Genomic DNA, 17,569 nt, shown 5'->3' with positions numbered 1-17,569 from the left:
AGCTGGGAAGGTGGCCGCTAGCCCCCTCGGCTCCTCGGTCAGGACGCGCGACTCAACGCCCCCGGGTCACCGAGGGGCGTTGAAATCGCTGGCCGCTCACATCTCCATGGTCCTTCTACGGTCAACCAATTTCCACCGGGCGCTCCGGGTCGACGCACCAGTGCGACCACGACCCGGCGTACAGCGGCGCCGTCCCGAGGCCCGCCACCTCCAGCGCCAGCACCACCGAGGACGCCGTCACGCCCGACCCGCAGTACGCGCCGACCTGGCCCGGCTCGACCTTGAGCTCCGCGAACCGCTCGGCCAGCTCCGCCGGCGCACGCCAGCGGCCATCCGGTCCGATGTGACCGGAAAACGGGGCGTTCACCGCGCCCGGGATGTGCCCGGCCCGTGGGTCGATCGGCTCCACATCGCCGCGGTACCGCTCCGGCGCGCGGGCGTCCAGCAGCACGCCGGTGCGCGCCAGCTCCGCCGCCTCCTCGGCGCTGAGCACCGGCATGTGGCCCGGCGACACCTCGACGTCCCCCGGCTCCGGGGTCGGGACCTCGGTGCTGACCGGGCGGCCCTCCGCCGTCCAGGCCGCGTAACCGCCGTCCAGCACCGCCACCTGCTCGTGGCCGGCCCAGCGCAGCAGCCACCAGGCCCGGGCCGCGGTCGAGCCGTCGCCGGCGTCGTACGCCACGACCGGGTGATTTCGCCGCACGCCCGCGGCCCGCAGCGCCGCCCGCAGCCGCTGCGGCGCCGGCAGCGGATGCCGGCCGCCCTCGCCCGGCTCGTCGGCCAGGTCCCGGTCCAGGTCCACGAACACCGCGCCCGGCAGGTGGCCGGCCCGGTAGTCCTCGACGGCCGGCGGCCCGGCCAGCCGCCAGCGCACGTCCAGCAGCACCGGCGCCTCGGCGAGGCCGGCCAGCTCGGTGGGGGTGATCAAGGCACGCACCCCGCCATCCTGCCCGGTGGCGCTGGGCCACGACCAGGTAACCCGCCGCATACGGCACGGACTCTGTCGGTGCCACCCATTAATATTGACGCCACACGTGCGGGAACGGCTGTGGCGACCTCGCGACCCCTGAACCGGGGGGCGCGCCCACGCCGTCAACGAAGCGGAAGGAGGCGGCCCATGCCCACCCTGCGTCCGATCATCCTGCGCCCGATCACTCTGCGCCCGACATCCGTGCCGGGACTGTTCGTGCAGGGCCGCCGCCCGGCCGCCGGCCCCGCGCGCCCAGACCACCACAAACACCTGTTCCACAGCCTCCGACAGTCCTGGCCGCGCGTGCGGCCCGTTACCATCGGATCGGCTCCTGCCCGGCCTGAAGGCCGCAGCCTCCGCCGATTGGAGTCTTGGTGAACGACCTCATCGACACCACCGAGATGTACCTGCGCACCATCTACGAGCTCGAAGAAGAGGGTGTCGTCCCGCTGCGCGCCCGCATCGCCGAGCGACTGGCCCAGAGCGGGCCCACGGTCAGCCAGACGGTGGCCCGGATGGAACGCGACGGCCTGCTCGTCGTCGCCGGCGACCGCCACCTCGAGCTCACCGACGCCGGCCGCGAGCTGGCCATCGCCGTCATGCGCAAGCACCGGCTGGCCGAGCGGCTGCTGGTCGACGTCATCGGCCTGGAGTGGGAGCAGGTGCACGCCGAGGCCTGCCGCTGGGAGCACGTGATGAGCGAGGCCGTCGAGCGCAAGCTGGTGGCGCTGCTCGGGCACCCCACCACCTCGCCGTACGGAAACCCCATTCCCGGGCTGGACAAACTGGGCGAAGGCGGCAAGCCCGCCCCGTCCCCCGAGCCCGGCCTGGTCCGGGTCGACGAGGTCGCCCGCCGCGGCGGCGGCCAGGTCGAGGTCCGGCGCATCGCCGAACACGTGCAGATCGACGAGGAGCTGATGGCGGAGTTGAAGACGGTCGGCCTCATCCCCGGCAACACCGTGCAGGTGCAGGGCGGCCCCGCCGCCGCGGCGGTGGTCGAGGTGCACGGCCTCGGCGCCGTGGCCAAGATCGACGCCGCCGTCGCCCACGCCGTCCTGGTCACCGCACGGTGAGCCCGGTCTCCAAGGCTGAGAAGGCGTTCACCGAGCTGCACGGCCACGCCCCCGCGGGGGTGTGGTCCGCGCCGGGCCGGGTCAACCTCATCGGCGAGCACACCGACTACAACAACGGCTTCGTGGCCCCCTTCGCGCTGCCGCACCGGGCCGCCGTCGCCGCGTCGCCGCGGACCGACGGCGTGCTGACGGTGGCCACCCTCGGGGACGACGGCCAGCTCCAGGCCGCCGACCCCGTGGCCATCGCCGACCTCGCGCCCCGCACCATGTCCGGCTGGGCCGCCTACCCGGCCGGCGTGGCCTGGGTGCTGCGGGAGAACGGCTTCGAGCTGGCCGGGGCCGACCTCGTCGTCTCCGGCAACGTGCCCACCGGCGCCGGCCTGTCGTCCTCGCACGCCCTGGAGTGCGCCACCGCGCTGGCCCTGCTCGGCCTGTCCGGCCGCGAGGTCGACCAGCCCGGCTCGCCCACCCGGCCCGAGATCGCCCGGTTCGTGCAGCGCACCGAGAACGAGTTCGTCGGCGCCATGACCGGCCTGCTCGACCAGACCGCCTCCCTGTGCTGCGTCGCCGGGCACGTGCTGTTCCTCGACGTCCGCTCCGGCGAGTCCGAGCAGGTGCCGTTCGACGCCGAGGCCGCCGGGCTCGAGGTGCTCGTCATCGACACCCGGGCCAAGCACGCCCTCGTCGACTCCGGCTACGGCGACCGCCGCAGCGGCTGCGAACGCGCCGCCTCGCTGCTCGGCCTCCCGTCGCTGCGTGAGATCACCGATCTCGACGCCGCCCTCGCCCAGCTCCCCGCGGACCTCCAGCCGCTGGTCCGGCACGTCGTCACCGAGAACGCCCGGGTCCTGTCCGTCGTGGCCAAGCTCAAGTCCGGCCGCCTCGACGCCATCGGCCCCGAGCTCACCGCCTCCCACGTCAGCCTCCGCGACGACTACCGCGTCTCCTGCCTGGAGCTCGACGTCGCCGTCGACGCCGCCCTCTCCGCCGGCGCCCTCGGCTCCCGCATGATCGGCGGCGGCTTCGGCGGCTCCGCCATCGCCCTCATCCGCGCCGCCGACCGCCCCGCCGTCGAACAGGCCGTGCTCGACGCCTACGCTGCCCACTCCCTCAACCCGCCCCGCCTCTTCGCCGGCGTCCCCTCCCCCGGCGCCGGCCGGGACGAGTAGCCAGCGCTCCACCGCCCCTTCGACGCCTCTCCCCGCTCACAGCTTCGCCCGATACCGTCGGCACAGTCCCCACCCCGCCGCTATCGACCGCCGCCCACCTTCGACCCGGCTCCCGCGATCCGCGTCCGCACTCCGGCACGGCTCCCGCGTTCGTCGTACCGCCTTCGACCACCTGCCCCTCCCTGCGCCGTTCCCCACTTTTGACGGCTTCCACCCTCCTCCCTGCCTTCGATACGTTCCCCATCTGCCCTGTTCCTTCCCATCTGACACACCTGAATCGAGAGGCTGAGACGCGTGAAGCTGGTCGTCACCGGCGGAGCTGGCTATGTCGGAAGTGTGAGCGCCGCGCGGCTGGTGGAGGCCGGCCACGAGGTTGTGGTGGTGGACGACCTGTCCACCGGGCACGCCGACGCCGTCCCGGACGGGGTGCGCTTCGTCGAGGGCGACATCGCCGAGGTGGCCGGGCCGCTGCTGGCCGAGGGCTTCGACGGTGTGCTGCACTGCGCGGCCAAGTCCCTGGTCGGCGAGTCCATGCAGGACCCGGCCAAGTACTGGAACGGCAACGTGGTCACCTCGCTGCGGCTGCTGGAGGCGATGCGGGACAACGGCACCCAGCGGCTGGTGTTCTCCTCGACCGCCGCCACCTACGGCGAGCCCGAGCAGGTGCCGATCGTGGAGACCACGCCGACCCGGCCGACCAACACCTACGGCGCCACCAAGCTGGCCATCGACTACGCCATCACGTCGTTCGCCACCGCGCACGGCCTGGCCGGCATGAGCCTGCGCTACTTCAACGTGGCCGGCGCGTACGTGGCCCCGGAGGTCAAGCAGCTCGGCGAGCGGCACGCCGTGGAGACGCACCTGATCCCGATCGTGCTCCAGGTGGCGCTCGGCCAGCGCGAGAAGGTGCAGATGTACGGCGACGACTGGCCGACCGAGGACGGCACCTGCGTCCGCGACTACATCCACGTGCTCGACCTGGCCGAGGCGCACCTGCTGGCGATGGAGCACGCCAAGCCCGGCCGGCACGGCATCTACAACCTGGGCAGCGGCTTCGGCTTCTCGGTCAAGCAGGTGATCGACACCTGCCGGCAGGTCACCGGGCACGAGATCCCGGCCGAGGTGGCGCCGCGGCGGGCGGGGGACCCGGCCGTGCTCGTCGCCTCCAGCGAGCGGGCCCGGCAGGAACTGGGCTGGCAGCCCAAGCACGAGGACCTGGCGTCGATCGTCGGCGACGCGTGGGCGTTCGCCCGCGCCAGGCGGGGGGACTGAGGAATGACCGATTTCACCGATCTGGACGCCGTGGCCAAGCTGCCGCGGATCGGCTCGCTCGCGCTGTCTCCGGACGGCACGCGGCTGGTCGCCACCACCGCCGAGCTCGCGCCGGACGGCAAGAGCTGGCAGTCCGCACTGTGGGAGGTCGACCCGGCCGGCGCCCGGCCGGCGCGCCGGCTCACCCGGGCCGCCAAGGGCGAGTCGTCGCCCGTGTTCACGCCCGACGGCTCCGTGCTGTTCGTGAGCTCCCGAGCCAACGCCGAGGCCAAGCCCGGCGACGACAAGGAGACCTCGGCGCTGTGGCTGCTGCCGCCCGCCGGTGAGGCCCGGCAGGTGTACGCCCCTGCCGGCGGCGTCGCCGGCGTGTCCGTCGCCCGCGACGCGGGCACCCTCCTCGTCACCACCGCCGCGCTGCACGGCGCCGCCGTCGGCGACGAGGACAAGGAACGCCGCAAGGCCCGTGAGGACGCCGGCGTGACCGCGATCCTGCACGAGTCCTACCCCGTCCGGTACTGGGACCACGACCTCGGGCCAGACCGGCCGCGCATCGTCGTCGCCCCCGCCATCACCGGCGAGGAGCGGGTCACCGACGTCGTCGAGCTCACCCGCGACATCCCGCACCCCGTGTCCGGCGGTGTCGTCAGCCCCGACGGTCACTGGGTCGTCTACGAGGTGAGCGAGGAGATCTCCGCCGCGTACGGGCGTCGTGACCTGCTCCGGGTCGTGCGCGCCGACGGCACCGGCGACCGTGAGCTCGCCGGCGACCGCAGCCTCGGTGACGGGCCCGTGTACAGCTACTCGAACGCTGTCTTCCTGCCCGACTCCTCCGGCGTCATCGCCATCCGCGGCCTCGAGTCCACCGAGCAGGACTGCCCGCGCTACGACCTCGTGCTGATCACCCTGGCCGACGGCGCCGTGCGGCCGCTGACGGCCGACTTCCCCGACTGGGCCGAGGACCCCGCCGTCTCCCCCGACGGCCGGGTCGTCTACTTCCTCGCCAACCGCGACGGCCGTCGCCCCGTGTGGCGGCTCGACCTGGCGTCCGGCGAGATCACCCGGCTCACCGGCGAGGGGCACTACGGCGGGCTCCGCGTCGCCGCCGACGGCTCCGCCCTCTACGCGCTGCGGGACTCCATCGCGCACCCGCCGCAGCCCGTTCGGCTCGACCCCGTCGCCACCGAGCAGGATCCCGCCTTCCTGCCCGCCCCCGGCGTTGTCGAGTCGCTGCCCGGCACCCTCACCGAGGTCTCCACCACCGTCGCCGACGGTCGCACCGTCCGGGCCTGGCTCGCCGTGCCCGCCGGCGCCTCCGACTCGTCGCCCGCGCCCCTGGTCCTGTGGGTGCACGGCGGTCCCATGATGAGCTGGAACGGCTGGTCGTGGCGGTGGAACCCGTGGCTGCTGGTCGCTCGGGGCTACGCCATCCTGATGCCCGACCCCGCCCTGTCCACCGGCTACGGCCGCGACATGGTCCAGGCCGGCTGGGGCTCCTGGGGCGGCGCTCCCTACACCGACCTCATGGCCATCACCGACGTCACCGTGGAACGCCCCGACATCGACGAGGGCCGCACCGCTGCCATGGGTGGTTCCTTCGGCGGCTACATGGCCAACTGGATCGCCACCCAGACCGACCGCTTCGACGCCATCGTCACCCACGCGTCCCTGTGGAACCTGGACGCGTTCACCGGCACCACCGACTCGTCGTACTACTGGATGCGGGAGATGACCGATCCGCTCCGGTCCACCGAGCGCATCCTCGCCAACTCTCCCCACCTGCGGGTCGGCGACATCACCACCCCGATGCTCGTCATCCACGGCGACAAGGACTACCGCGTCCCCGTCGGCGAGGGCATCCGCCTCTACTTCGACCTCGTCCGTCACGGCGTGCCCGCGAAGTTCCTCTACTACCCCACCGAGAACCACTGGATCCTCACCCCGGGCAACTCCAAGGTCTGGTACGAGACCGTCCTCGCCTTCCTCGCCGAACACGTCCTCGGCGAGAAGTGGGACCGCCCCGCCCTGATCTGAGTCCCCCCGTCACAGGAAACGGCCCGCCGGCACCCCGGCGGGCCGTTTGCTTTGCGCCCCAACAACATCCCGCCGCCAGCCACCCCATCCCCACGGCACCACCCCGCCAGCGCAGCCCGATCCCGACAGCGCGGCCCCACCCCCCGACAGCGCAGCCCGATCCCAGTGGCGCTGTCCCCAACGGCGCGGCCCCACCCCCGACAGCGCAGCCCGCCGCCCGCCGGCTGTCCGGCCCCTCGGCCGCGCCGTCCGCGGTCGTCCCGATCCTTGACCGACACAGGCACCCTAGGCAAGAATGCGACTAGTCAATTTTATGACTAGGGAGGCCTACCGTGTCCACCAACCCAGCGACCGAGACCCGGGCCGCGGATTCCCCGAGCGCGGACACGCCGGCGGCCAGGGCGATCGCCCAGCTGCGCGCGGCGGTCGAGCAGGGCGACCACGCGGGAATCGTGGGCCTGTTCCGCGAGGACATCGTGTTCCACAGCCCGGTGAAGTTCCGGCCGTTCGAGGGCCTGCCGACCGTGGGCGCGCTGTTCGCGGTGCTGCTGCGCACGTTCGAGGACTTCCGCTACGTCGGCGAGCTGTCCGGCGACGTGGAGGGCGACGCGGAGTCGCGGGTGCTGGTGTTCCGTGCGAGGGTCGGCGACAAGCAGATCCACGGCATCGACATGATCCAGTTCGACGACCAGGGCAAGATCGCCACGTTCACGGTGATGGTGCGACCCCAGTCCGCGGCCATGGCGCTCAGCGAGGCAGTGTTCGCCGGTCTGGTCGCGGACGGCGTCGTGCCCGCCCCGCAAGGAGGTCAGCAGTGAAGCTCGGCTATCACACCGGGTACTGGTCGTCCGGGCCGCCGGCCGGCGTCGCCGAGGCCGTGATCGAGGCCGACCGCCTCGGTTTCGACTCGGTCTGGACCGCCGAGGCCTATGGCTCCGACGCGCTCACCCCGCTGGCCTGGTGGGGCGCGGCGACCAAGAACATCAAGCTGGCCACCAACATCATGCAGATGTCGGCCCGCACCCCGGCCGCCGCCGGCATGGCCGCGATCACCCTGGACCACCTGTCCGGCGGCCGCTTCGTGCTCGGCCTCGGCGCGTCCGGCCCGCAGGTCGTGGAGGGCTGGTACGGCCAGCCCTACCCCCGGCCGCTGGCCCGCACCCGCGAGTACATCGAGATCGTGCGCAAGGTCGCGGCCCGCGAGACCGTCGAGTACCAGGGCGAGTTCTTCCAGCTGCCGTATCCGGGCGGCACCGGCCTCGGCAAGCCGCTCAAGTCCACCGTGCACCCGCTGCGCGCCGAAATCCCGATCTTCCTCGCCGCCGAGGGCCCGAAGAACGTGGCCCTGGCCGCCGAGATCGCCGACGGCTGGCTGCCGCTGTTCTACTCGCCCAAGGTCGACGGCTTCTTCCGGACCGCCCTGGCCGAGGGCTTCGCCCGCCCCGGCGCCCGGCACACTCTCGACGACTTCGAGGTCGCCGCGAGCGTGCCGGTGCTGGTGCACGACGACGTGGAGCAGGCCGCGGACTTCATCCGTCCCATGCTCGCCCTCTACATCGGCGGCATGGGCGCGAAGGGCGCCAACTTCCACCGCGACGCCATCGCCCGTCTCGGCTACGAGGCCGAGTGCGACCGGATCCAGGACCTGTACCTGGCCGGCGACAAGAAGGCGGCGATCGCCGCCGTGCCCACCAGGATGGTCGAGGACCTGGCGCTGATCGGCCCCGCCGCCAAGATCCGCGACGAGTTGCCGGCCTGGGAGGAGACCGTGATCACCACCCTGCTGGTGCAGGGCGACGTGAACGCCGTGCGCAAGATCGCCGAACTGTTCTCCTGATCCACCACCGCCTTTCTCTCCAGTAACGGTCATCCCGGGGCCCGTCCACCGCTGGACGGGCCCCGGCCCGTCGCCGCCCACCGAGGAAGAGGCAACGGCGAGTGGTCGGCCGAGCCCGCGGCCGATGGACGGGCCCGCCTCCGAACCGAGCCACCACCACCAGGGCGGCGACCGCGATCCCGAGCAGTGACGGCGAAATCCCCCGCCGACCGATTCGACAGATCCCGCCGCCTCGAACCGAGCGCCCGCGGTTCGGTCGCCTTCGGATACACCGCCTCTCGAACAGACGTGACAAGGGAGGACCTGGGCGAGTCCCGGGCCCGACCAGAGACGGGTAGGCGACCGGGAGCCGGAATTCCTCTGCCGGTGGATCCGACCGGCAGAAGGCATCCCAGGGCAAACAACAGGCGATCCGAGGAACAATCACCTTGGGGTAGAGCATGTTGCGGACGGAACCAGCCGCGTGGCCAGCTCGTCTCGACAGCGGGGTGGGCTGGGACCCGCCTGACCAGGACGGGCCCCAGCTCTGGCCCGGCCCCCACGTGTCGGCTAGGGGGTGCCGACGCGGAGGACAGGACCACCTCTGCCGGTATGCACGACGACCGACAGAAGGCATTGCGACCGGACGGCCCAAGCGATGCGAGGAATGCTCACCGATTGCCGCCAGTGGTTTGGGGGCCGGGACCCGAGCTGGCGGGGGCGGGTCCCGGCCGGCCCCGTGCCGTTCGCGCGACCGGACGCGGTGTCGCAGCGTGCGCGGCTCGGGGCGGCACCTGCCGGGGGCCGGCCGGCAGGAGGTCGAAGGCTCAGGTGGACATGTCGGGCTCCTTGGTTACGTGGCCTGACCCGTCGATCGGGCAGGCGGATTCCTCCGTGATGCCAACGAGTTCGCCCGTTGGGGCAGCGAGTCCGCCTGCGAAGGGGTCAGGCTGTGCCGTCAGTCCGTTCGGCGGGTGGACAGGTCGGGCCTTGTCGGCGGGTCCTTCCGAGGGCCGAGTCGTCCCGCGTGGTCGGCGGGCTTCTGTGCTGTACCGCTGAGTCCATCGACTACCCGCCAGACCCCTTCGTCGTGCCGCTGGATTCCTCTGCTGTCCCAACGGGTTGCTCGGCAGGGTCGCCGGGCCCATCCATCTGGCCGGCGGGCTGCGTAGCCGGGTCGGCGGGGCCATCCGCTGGAGCGTCGGGCTCGTCCGCCACTTCGGCGGGCTCGGTGGTGATGTCGATGTGCGCGTCGATGGCGGCGTCGGTGAAGGACTGATGGAGCTGCGCGAGGGGCATGCCGTAGTCGATGGCGCCCTGGAGCAGGCCGGCGAGGTTGTGGTCGGGCTGCGAGTTGCGGGCCTGTTCAAGGGCGACATTGGCCAGGGCGCCGTCGCCCCGCAGGTAGGCGGAAGCGGCGAGCAGGGATGCGGCCTCGGCGCGTTCGGGCGGCGGAAGACAGCGAGCGAGCTCCAGCCAGAGTTTCTCGGCGGCGGCGTTGGTGGCGGCGTCGAGAATGAAGCCGAGACACGCGTCGCGGACCCGATGGTCGGACACAGCCAGGGCGAGCCGGACGAACTCCTCGTCGGTGGCCGGCAGGACTCCGGACTCGACGGCGGCGCGAACGACGGAGAGGTGTTCGGCGCTGGGTGTGCGGTCGGACCTGCTGGTGACGTCGAGCAGGCCGCTGAGCCGGATCATGCGGTCGGCATCGGGCGGTTCGAGGATCCGGGCGAGTTCGTCGCGGCTCTCGAAGGTGACGAGACCGGCGAGGGTCATCGCGGCCGCGCATTCTGTCTCGGCCGGATCTGGCACCTCGCCCTCGCAGTGATCGTGCAGGTAGCAACGCCAGGGCGCGCCGCCGACGGCGGCGGGCGTCCACAGGGCGTGCAGCACGGACATGCCGGCGGTGGTCATGGCGGCGACCGCCCGGCGCACGAGATCCCGGTGCCCCGGATCGCGGTCGGCGCACACCACCAGAACCACGGCGTGCTCGGCGTGGACCTGCCGTACAGGTCTCATCACACGTCCCACTACGGCGGCGTGGAGTTCCGGCGGCGGCAGGTCAACTCGCACGGTGTGGCTGATGATGCCGCCTTTGAGCGACACGACGAGGAACGAGTTGGCGGGGTGGAATCCCAACAGTGACGGGATCGCGGCGATCAGCGCGCCGGCGTCGGCGAGCTTGACGATCCGGTCCGGGTTGGGACGTGCGGCGGTGTCCATGAGGCCACCTTGCTCGCACGCGGGGAGGCGGCCGGGGCCGTGAAGATCGAGATGTGGACAAGTCGTGCCCTGTGGACAACTCGGGCGTTTTCGGGCGGATACGCCGGAGTATGTGCTACCGGCCGAGGTGACCGGTGGACGGACGGGATCTGTGCAGCTCAAGGCCAGTGTCGACGAGGTCGACGCGGGCCAGCGCGGCCACCTCCGAGAGCGGGATCCAGGCCGCCTTGTCGGTCGACCCGTCGATCTCGTCACGGAGTTCGCCGCCGACGATCCGCGCCTCGTAGACGACGCGCAGCGCGTGGAAATCCGTCTCGCCACCGAACCTCCGGGCGTACCGACGGCGCATGGTGTGCACGCCCAGCAGGCTCTGCACCTCGGCCTGGTAGCCGGTCTCCTCCTCGACCTCACGGCGCACCGCGTCGAACGGGTCCTCGCCGTGATCGATGCCGCCGCCGGGCAGCGTCCACAGTCGACCGTCCGGCCCCACCCACCGCGCCAGCAGCACCGCGCCGTCCCGCACGCAGACCGCGTACGCGGCGACCCTCAACCGCTCGTGTGCCATCCCGCCCTCCCGTTCTCCACCCACAGGTTGATATCGCATCAACCCGGCTCCCACCTGGGGACCGACGAAATCCACGTCGCTGAGGACGAATCTTTGACCAGTGCCGGAGCGGCACTGAGGAGATCAAGGAGAGGGCAAAATGTCCACGCTGGTGTTCATCCTGATCGGCGCGCTGGTGGTGCTGCGGGTCCTCGGCAAGCAGCTGGTGGGGTCGGTCGTCACGGCACGGTCGCTCGTGCTGATGCCGGCGATCCTGATCGTGATCGGGCTGGGCTCCGCGGCTTCGGCGATCAGCCTCGCCAAGCCCGGTGAGATCCTGTTCTTCCTGCTCGACGCGGTGATCGTGGTGGGGCTCGGCCTGGCCCGGGGCGCCAGCACCCGGCTCAGCGTCCGTGACGGCGGGCTGTTCCAGAAGGGCACCGCGCTGACGCTGGTGCTGTGGCTGGCCACGATCGCGATCCGCGTCGGCGCCGTCTTCCTCGGCCAGTCGCTGGGCGTGGCCGGCACGCTGACCACGGCGTCGGTCCTGCTGCTGTTCGGCGCCACCATCGCCGCCCAGAACGCGGTGATCTACTTCCGGGCGCAGCAGCAGCGGCTGCCGCTCACGGCGGCCGCGCCGCGCCGCTAGAACCTGCGATGATGACGACCATGTTCGACGATCAGGGCTTCGTACTCCCGGACCGGAGGTACGGGGCCCTGTCGCTGGTCCGGCTGATGCCGTCGGTGTTGGCGCTGACGCTGTTCCTGCCCCAGCGGTGGGTGCTGGCGGGCACCCCGGTCGCGGCGCAGGAGCTGCCGTGGCTGATCGCGCTGGTCCTGGTCGTCATCGCCGGCAACGTGATGCTGCTGCCGTTCTCGTGGGCGGCGCTGCGGTCGCCGTGGGTGTCGCAGCTCGGCCTGCTGGCCATCACGCTGGCCGCGGGCGGAATCCTGCTGCTGCACCCGAACGGCGTGGTGTACGCGCTGCCGTTCTGGACGGCGCGGCTGGCGGTCCGCTATCGCAGTCCCGGGCCGCTGAGCTACGTCGTGATCGGTCTGTCCATGGTCGGTGGGGCGATTCCGCAGCTCAAAGACTTCCAATGGCTGGCCGCGCTGGGCATCGCGCTCGGTGTGTTGGCGCTGGTGCTGCTCACGGCCAACCGGCAGGGCCGTGAAGAGCGCCTGGAACAGGCGGAGCTGCTGCTGGCCCGGCGACAGCAGGTGATCGAAGAGCACGCTCGCGCGGCGGCGCTGGCGGAGCGGGCGCGGATTGCCCGCGAGGTGCACGACGTGCTGGCGCACTCGCTGGCCGGCCTGTCCCTGACATTGCAGGGCACGCGGCTGATGCTGCAGCGGGACAACGCGTCGCAGGAGGTCATCGACCAGGTGACCAAGGCGCAGAAGCTGGCCGCGGACGGTCTCACCGAGGCGCGGCGGGCGGTCGCGGCGCTGCGTGACGACAAGGTGCCGGACGCGCGGGCGATCGCCGACCTGGTCACGGCGTTCCGGCTGGAGACGGGAGCGCCCGCGGAGCTGACCATCAGCGGAGAGCCGCGCGACCTGCCGGCGGACGCGGCGTCGGCGCTGTACCGCACGGCGCAGGAGGCGCTGACCAACGCGCGCAAGCACGCTCCGGGAGCGAGGGTGGACGCGGTGCTGGACTTCGAGAACGGCCGCACGGTGCTGACCGTCACCGATCATCCGGGGCGGCCGCCCGCGCACGCCACCAGCGGCGGCTACGGTCTGCTGGGGATGCGGGAACGCGCCGAGCTGATCGGCGGAGAACTGGAGACGGGACCGATGGAGGACGGGTGGCGGGTGCGCCTGGTGGTGCCGGCGTGAGCGATTTGCGAGTGGTGCTCGCGGACGACCAGACCGTGGTGCGCGAAGGCCTTGTGACGCTGCTGAAGCTGCTGCCAGGCGTGGAGGTCGTGGGCGCGGCAGCGGACGGTGAGCAGGCCGTGGCGCTGGTGGCGGAGCGGCGGCCCGACGTGTTGCTGGTGGACCTGCGCATGCCGCGGTGTGACGGCGTGGAGGCGACCCGGCGGGTGCGGTCGGAGTACCCAGAAACCGAGGTCGTCGTGCTCACGACGTACACCGACGACGACAGTGTGCTGTCGGCGTTGCAGGCGGGGGCGCGGGGGTTCCTGACCAAGGACGCGGACGCGGAGGCGATCGCGAGGGCGCTGCACGCCGCGGCGGCGGGGCAGTCGACGATAGACGGCGAGGTCCAGCGGCGGCTGGTGGCCGCGGCGATGAGCGGCGGCCAGCAGCCGAAGGCGGCGGAGCCGGTGGACGGGTTGACGCCGCGTGAGATCGACGTGCTGCGGCTGATCGCGGCGGGCCTGTCGAACACGGAGATCGCCCGCAGGCTGGTGGTGAGCGAGGCGACGGTGAAGACACACGTGAACCACCTGTTCGCCAAGGCCAACCTGCGGGACCGGGCACAAGCGGTTGCGTACGCGTACAAGACGGGCCTGGTGACGGACTGAGTGGACATCGAGGAGTTCGTCGCCGCCCTGCCGAAGGCTGAGCTGCACGTCCATCTCGTCGGGGCGGCGTCGCTGGACACGGTGCTGGAGCTGTCCCGCCGCCACCCGGAACGGCAGGTGCCGACGGAGCGGGCCGAGCTGGAGCGGTACTACGAGTTCCGGGACTTCCCGCACTTCATCACCGTCTACAGCGCGGTCAACAAGCTGGTCACCACGCCCGAGGACGTGCAGACGCTGCTGCTGGGCCTCGCCCGGGACCTCGCCGCCAACAACGTGCGGTACGCCGAGGTGACGGTGTCGGCGATCGCGCACTTCCCGTACGGCGTCTCCCCGGAGATGCTGTCCGAGGCGCTGGTCGCGGGTCGGAACAAGGCCCTCGCGGAGCACGGCGTCGAGCTGGCGTGGATCTTCGACGTGCCGATGCCGTCGGACCACCGCGACGGCTACAGCACCCTCGATTACGCGCTCGACCAGCGGCCGGAGGGCACGGTGGCCCTGGGGCTGGCGGGCTTGGAGGCACCGTTCCCGCGGGCCGGTTTCCGGGCGGCGTTCCAGGACGCGATCGCCGCCGGGCTGCACAGTGTGCCGCACGCCGGCGAGACGACCGGCCCGGAGGAGATCTGGGCGGCGCTGCGTGACCTGGGCGCGGAGCGACTCGGACACGCCGTCAGCGCGGTCAGCGACGAGAAGTTGCTCAAGCACCTCGCGGAGACAGGGATCCCGGTGGAGGTGTCGCTGACGTCGAACATCCGCACCCGGGCCGTGCCGTCGCTGGCCGAGCACCCGCTGCCGCGGCTGCTGGACGCGGGCGTGACGGTCACGCTGAACACCGACGACCCAGGCATGTTCGGCACCGACCTCAACCGCGAATACCGGCTGTGCCACGAGGTGTTCGGGCTCGGCCGGGCCGAACTGGCGGAGTTGGCGCGCAACGCGGCGCGGGCGGCGTTCTGCTCGGAGCAGACCCGGTCACGCCTGCTCAAGGACATCGACGCAGTCGCCGCTCAGGCCTCCTGAACGGCGTCGACACGGTCCAGCGCACGGCGGCCAACGACCAGCAGGGCAGCCAGCAGCACGACGGCGGCCACGACGGCCAGCCACGACCACTGCTGGTACGCCTCGCTCGCGCCGTAGCCGACGGCCACCCACACCAGGCCCCATGCCACTGCGGACGGCACATTCCATGGCAGGAACCGCCGGTAGGAGAGGCCGGCCGCGGCGGCGAACCGGGGCGTCAGGGTCCGTGCCCCGACGACCCACTGCCCGATGAGCACGGCGGAGCCGCCGGATCGGCACAGCACGGCCCGAGCCCGCCGGCCCTTGGACCCGGCGAGCCACCGGCTGCTGAGCGCCCCGGGCCGGTAGCGGCCGGCGGCGAACGACAGGTGGCTGCCGGCCACCGCGGCGACGGTGCCGACGGCGAGCGCCACCGGTAGCGGCACCACGCCGTTGTCGGAGAAGACTCCGAGAGTCAGCAGGGCGCTCGAGCCGGGCAGCACGACACCTATGACCAGGGCGGCCTCGGCGACCACCAGGACGGCGATGGCCAGCACGAACAGCGGCCCGGGCAGGCCGCTGAGCAGGTCAGCCAGCATCATCGCCCATGGTGGGCCGCCGGCAGACGTAGCTGATCGCGGGCGGCACGTTGGCCCACACCACCCGGGACACGATGACCTCGTCGAAGCTGCGGTCCAGCAGCGCGCGGAACTGCCGCGCCTGCTTCATGCCCAACGCGTGCACATACGCGAACGTGGTGAACGCGCCGGCGGGCGTCAGCACCGCGCCGACCTGGCGCAGGATGGCGCGTTGCAGGTCCTGCGGGAACAGCGCCCACGGCAGGCCGCTGATCACCGCGTCGACCTCCTCGACGCCACGGTCGGCAAGCAGCTTGCCCAGCTCGGCGGCGTCGCCGTGGATCACGTCCAGCCGCGGGTAGCTGGACCGCAGGTGCCCGACCAGGGTGCTGTCGAGTTCCACGGCCAGGTGCCGGCCGGCGGCCGGGATCCGGCGCTGAACGGCCCTCGTCGCCGACCCAGTGCCCGGCCCCAGTTCGACCACAGTCGGCGCGCCGGTGCTGGGCACGACGGTCGCCAGCAGGCCGGCGAGGGCTGGTCCGCTGGGCGCGATCGCGCCGACGGCGGCCGGCTGGCGGCGGACGGCCCCGAGGAAGACCCGAAGGTCGTGGAACGTGGTCATGCCGCCCATGGTGCCCGGTCCGGTGCTGGGCTCGCGTCAAACCCCGGTCGCTCGTCCGGTCGGCTGAGATCATCCTCAGGTTGGACCCCGGGAAAACCGGTCGCCAGAACCCGCTCGGTGATCCAGATTGGCCGCATGAGCGAACGGGGAACAGCGCTGGTGACGGGGGTCGGCCGCACGGTGGGCATCGGCGCGACAGTGGCCGTCGACCTGGCCCGGGCCGGCTGGGACGTCGCGATCAGCCACTGGCGGCCCTACGACGAGAAGATGCCGTGGGACGCCGAGCCCGACGCGCAGCGAGAACTGACCGATCGGATGACGGAGCTCGGCGCGCGGTCGGTGGCGATCGAGGCCGACCTGAGCGATCCGGCCGTGCCGGCCCGCCTGTTCGACGACGCCGAGCGGGCGCTGGGACCGGTCACAGCTCTCGTGATGTGTCACTGCGAGTCCGTCGACTCGGGGCTGCTCGACACTTCAGTTGTGAGTTTCGACCTCCATTTCGCGGTCAACGCCAGGGCGACCTGGCTGCTGGTCAAGGAGTTCGGGCAGCGGTTCCGCGGCGATCACGGCAGCGGCCGGATCCTGGCGTTCACCAGTGACCACACCGTCGACAACATGCCCTATGGGTCCAGCAAGGGCGCGCTGGACCGGATCACGTTGGCGGCGGCCAGGGAGCTGGCGCACCTGGGCGTGACGGCGAACGTGATCAACCCAGGGCCGATCGACACCGGTTGGATGACGCCGCAGCAGTTGTCCGAGGTCAAACGGGACACGCCGCTCGGCCGGGTCGGCACGCCTCAGGACTGCGCGAACCTGGTGACGTTCCTGTGCTCGCCGAAGGGTGGCTGGATCAACGGCCAGTTGCTCTACAGCAACGGCGGGATCAAATGACGACCGAACCAGTCGCTGAACGCGGCGTCCACGCGCCTGGCGTCGACCTCGGCGGCCAACGAGTGCTCCATGCCGGGAACGTCGATCAACTCAGCGTCCAGCGCCCGGGCGAGCTCACCCAGCGGCTCACGGAACTCAGGCTCGTCCAGGTCACCGCGGACGAGCAGCAAGGCGAGGTCGGGACGCCGCTTGGCGAGCTCGCCGACGCGGGCCACGAAGTCCAGCCGGGCCGCGGCGGCACGGGACTGGTCGGTCCAGGGATACGGTGTGCCGAACCACGTCGCCGCGCCGTCGGCGACGCGTTCCAGCTGGGCCACCGGATTCACCAGGGCTGCCGCGGTCACTTCGACGTCCTGCTCGGTGAGCACCTGCAACGCCACCGCACCGCCGGCGGAGCCGCCGAACAGACCGAGCGGCCCGGTGGTCGCCAGCCGAGAGCGCAAGGCGTGCAGCGCGGCCGGGAACTCGCCGGACGCGGCGCTGACGATCGGATCGATCAGCTTGAGCACATAGTCCTCGGCGGCCCGCCGGGTGATCTCCTGCTGCCCGCCGGCCGGCGCGCGTTCGCCGTGCTCGGGCAGTCCCAAGTAGACACGCCAGGCCGGCACGGAAGCCATCGGCACCGCGGCCGCCATCGCCGCCTCGCTGCGTGGCGGATCCATCAGGTGCCAGCCGACCACCAGCGGTGTGGTGTCGGTCGGTCGTTCGGGTGGACGGGCCAGGAACGGCACTCCGGCGGCCGTTCCGCGAATCATCTCGTTCATGCCCCCACCCTCGCAGAGGGGTCTGACATTTCCGCCGCGGTAGCCGTCCGGTCACCGCCCGGCGCGGTTCCTAAGAGCACCGTGAAATGACTCTGTCGGTTCCCGGTCGGCGGGGATTCGCGGCG

Annotated in this window: 17 protein-coding genes; 11 read left to right on the top strand and 6 right to left on the bottom strand. The window is 72.0% G+C overall.

Features of this window, described 5'->3' with window-relative positions; all coding sequences use genetic code 11:
• Positions 1-121: 121 nt before the first annotated feature.
• Entirely contained in the window at positions 122-937 is an 816-nt protein-coding gene (locus JJ691_RS48345; protein WP_249227509.1) for a sulfurtransferase, read from the bottom strand.
• 407 nt (positions 938-1,344) lie between these two features.
• Between JJ691_RS48345 and JJ691_RS48340 the strand changes: the two genes are divergently transcribed.
• The 6 genes from JJ691_RS48340 (at position 1,345) to JJ691_RS48315 (ending at position 8,352) form a co-directional block, all read left to right on the top strand.
• Entirely contained in the window at positions 1,345-2,043 is a 699-nt protein-coding gene (locus JJ691_RS48340) for a metal-dependent transcriptional regulator (protein WP_211766085.1), read from the top strand.
• Positions 2,040-3,212 carry a galactokinase gene (galK, locus tag JJ691_RS48335; protein ID WP_211766084.1) on the top strand — a complete coding sequence of 391 codons (1,173 nt, stop codon included), beginning with the start codon at positions 2,040-2,042 and terminating at the stop codon, positions 3,210-3,212. Before JJ691_RS48340 ends, galK begins: the two co-directional genes overlap by 4 nt.
• Before the next feature lie 294 nt (positions 3,213-3,506).
• The gene (gene galE, locus JJ691_RS48330) at positions 3,507-4,484 is read left to right on the top strand and encodes a UDP-glucose 4-epimerase GalE (RefSeq protein ID WP_211766083.1); all 978 of its coding nucleotides are present in this window, start codon (positions 3,507-3,509) and stop codon (positions 4,482-4,484) included.
• A 3-nt stretch (positions 4,485-4,487) separates the two neighbouring features.
• Positions 4,488-6,515 carry a S9 family peptidase gene (locus JJ691_RS53005; protein WP_211766082.1) on the top strand — a complete coding sequence of 676 codons (2,028 nt, stop codon included), beginning with the start codon at positions 4,488-4,490 and terminating at the stop codon, positions 6,513-6,515.
• Positions 6,516-6,847: 332 nt separating this feature from the next.
• Positions 6,848-7,333: a nuclear transport factor 2 family protein gene (locus JJ691_RS48320; RefSeq protein WP_249227508.1), complete on the top strand. Its 486-nt coding sequence runs from the start codon at positions 6,848-6,850 to the stop codon at positions 7,331-7,333.
• Entirely contained in the window at positions 7,330-8,352 is a 1,023-nt protein-coding gene (locus tag JJ691_RS48315; RefSeq protein ID WP_211766081.1) for an LLM class F420-dependent oxidoreductase, read from the top strand. The genes JJ691_RS48320 and JJ691_RS48315 overlap by 4 nt, the downstream gene beginning before the upstream one ends.
• A gap of 1,047 nt (positions 8,353-9,399) precedes the next feature.
• On the opposite strand, the gene JJ691_RS48310 is transcribed toward JJ691_RS48315, so the two are convergent.
• Entirely contained in the window at positions 9,400-10,557 is a 1,158-nt protein-coding gene (locus JJ691_RS48310; RefSeq protein ID WP_211766080.1) for a DUF4192 domain-containing protein, read from the bottom strand.
• 115 nt (positions 10,558-10,672) lie between these two features.
• Positions 10,673-11,122 (bottom strand): NUDIX domain-containing protein, encoded by a 450-nt coding sequence (locus tag JJ691_RS48305; protein ID WP_211766079.1) that lies wholly within the window; start codon positions 11,120-11,122, stop codon positions 10,673-10,675.
• Positions 11,123-11,261: 139 nt separating this feature from the next.
• On the opposite strand from JJ691_RS48305, the gene JJ691_RS48300 reads away from it, so the two are divergent.
• The 4 genes from JJ691_RS48300 to add are packed head-to-tail and all read left to right on the top strand — an operon-like array spanning position 11,262 to position 14,610.
• Complete coding sequence (locus JJ691_RS48300; protein ID WP_211766078.1) at positions 11,262-11,750, top strand: hypothetical protein; 489 nt, start codon at positions 11,262-11,264, stop codon at positions 11,748-11,750.
• Positions 11,751-11,761: 11 nt separating this feature from the next.
• Positions 11,762-12,943, top strand: a complete 1,182-nt coding sequence (locus tag JJ691_RS48295; protein WP_249227507.1) for a sensor histidine kinase — start codon at positions 11,762-11,764, stop codon at positions 12,941-12,943.
• Entirely contained in the window at positions 12,940-13,593 is a 654-nt protein-coding gene (locus JJ691_RS48290; protein ID WP_249227506.1) for a response regulator, read from the top strand. The genes JJ691_RS48295 and JJ691_RS48290 overlap by 4 nt, the downstream gene beginning before the upstream one ends.
• Entirely contained in the window at positions 13,594-14,610 is a 1,017-nt protein-coding gene (gene add / locus JJ691_RS48285) for an adenosine deaminase (protein WP_211766075.1), read from the top strand.
• Here the strand turns inward: add and JJ691_RS48280 are convergent.
• A complete protein-coding gene (locus tag JJ691_RS48280; protein ID WP_211766074.1) occupies positions 14,598-15,188 on the bottom strand; it encodes a DedA family protein in 591 nt (196 codons plus the stop codon). The genes add and JJ691_RS48280 overlap by 13 nt on opposite strands.
• Positions 15,178-15,789, bottom strand: coding sequence for a class I SAM-dependent methyltransferase (locus JJ691_RS48275; RefSeq protein ID WP_442912572.1), 612 nt, complete (start codon positions 15,787-15,789; stop codon positions 15,178-15,180). Before JJ691_RS48275 ends, JJ691_RS48280 begins: the two co-directional genes overlap by 11 nt.
• Before the next feature lie 135 nt (positions 15,790-15,924).
• Between JJ691_RS48275 and JJ691_RS48270 the strand changes: the two genes are divergently transcribed.
• Positions 15,925-16,680 carry an SDR family oxidoreductase gene (locus JJ691_RS48270; protein ID WP_211766072.1) on the top strand — a complete coding sequence of 252 codons (756 nt, stop codon included), beginning with the start codon at positions 15,925-15,927 and terminating at the stop codon, positions 16,678-16,680.
• Here JJ691_RS48270 and JJ691_RS48265 read toward each other — a convergent pair.
• On the bottom strand, positions 16,656-17,444 hold the full coding sequence (locus JJ691_RS48265; protein WP_211766071.1) for an alpha/beta hydrolase family protein: 789 nt from the start codon (positions 17,442-17,444) through the stop codon (positions 16,656-16,658). The two genes, JJ691_RS48270 and JJ691_RS48265, sit on opposite strands and share 25 nt — an antisense overlap.
• Positions 17,445-17,569 lie beyond the last annotated feature (125 nt).

It is taken from the genome of Kutzneria sp. CA-103260 (genome assembly GCF_018263855.1).
Lineage (GTDB): Bacteria > Actinomycetota > Actinomycetes > Mycobacteriales > Pseudonocardiaceae > Kutzneria.
Note: the sequence above shows the minus strand (reverse complement) of the source record. Positions and strands in the feature narration are given on the sequence as shown.

Coding starts and splice junctions, on each gene's coding strand:
- JJ691_RS53005 (WP_211766082.1), top strand. CDS start 4,488: ATGACCGATTTCACCGATCTGGACGCCGTGGCCAAGCTGCCGCGGATC.
- JJ691_RS48310 (WP_211766080.1), bottom strand. CDS start 10,557: ATGGACACCGCCGCACGTCCCAACCCGGACCGGATCGTCAAGCTCGCC.
- JJ691_RS48305 (WP_211766079.1), bottom strand. CDS start 11,122: ATGGCACACGAGCGGTTGAGGGTCGCCGCGTACGCGGTCTGCGTGCGG.
- JJ691_RS48300 (WP_211766078.1), top strand. CDS start 11,262: ATGTCCACGCTGGTGTTCATCCTGATCGGCGCGCTGGTGGTGCTGCGG.
- JJ691_RS48295 (WP_249227507.1), top strand. CDS start 11,762: ATGACGACCATGTTCGACGATCAGGGCTTCGTACTCCCGGACCGGAGG.
- JJ691_RS48280 (WP_211766074.1), bottom strand. CDS start 15,188: ATGCTGGCTGACCTGCTCAGCGGCCTGCCCGGGCCGCTGTTCGTGCTG.
- JJ691_RS48275 (WP_442912572.1), bottom strand. CDS start 15,789: ATGACCACGTTCCACGACCTTCGGGTCTTCCTCGGGGCCGTCCGCCGC.
- JJ691_RS48270 (WP_211766072.1), top strand. CDS start 15,925: ATGAGCGAACGGGGAACAGCGCTGGTGACGGGGGTCGGCCGCACGGTG.
- JJ691_RS48265 (WP_211766071.1), bottom strand. CDS start 17,444: ATGAACGAGATGATTCGCGGAACGGCCGCCGGAGTGCCGTTCCTGGCC.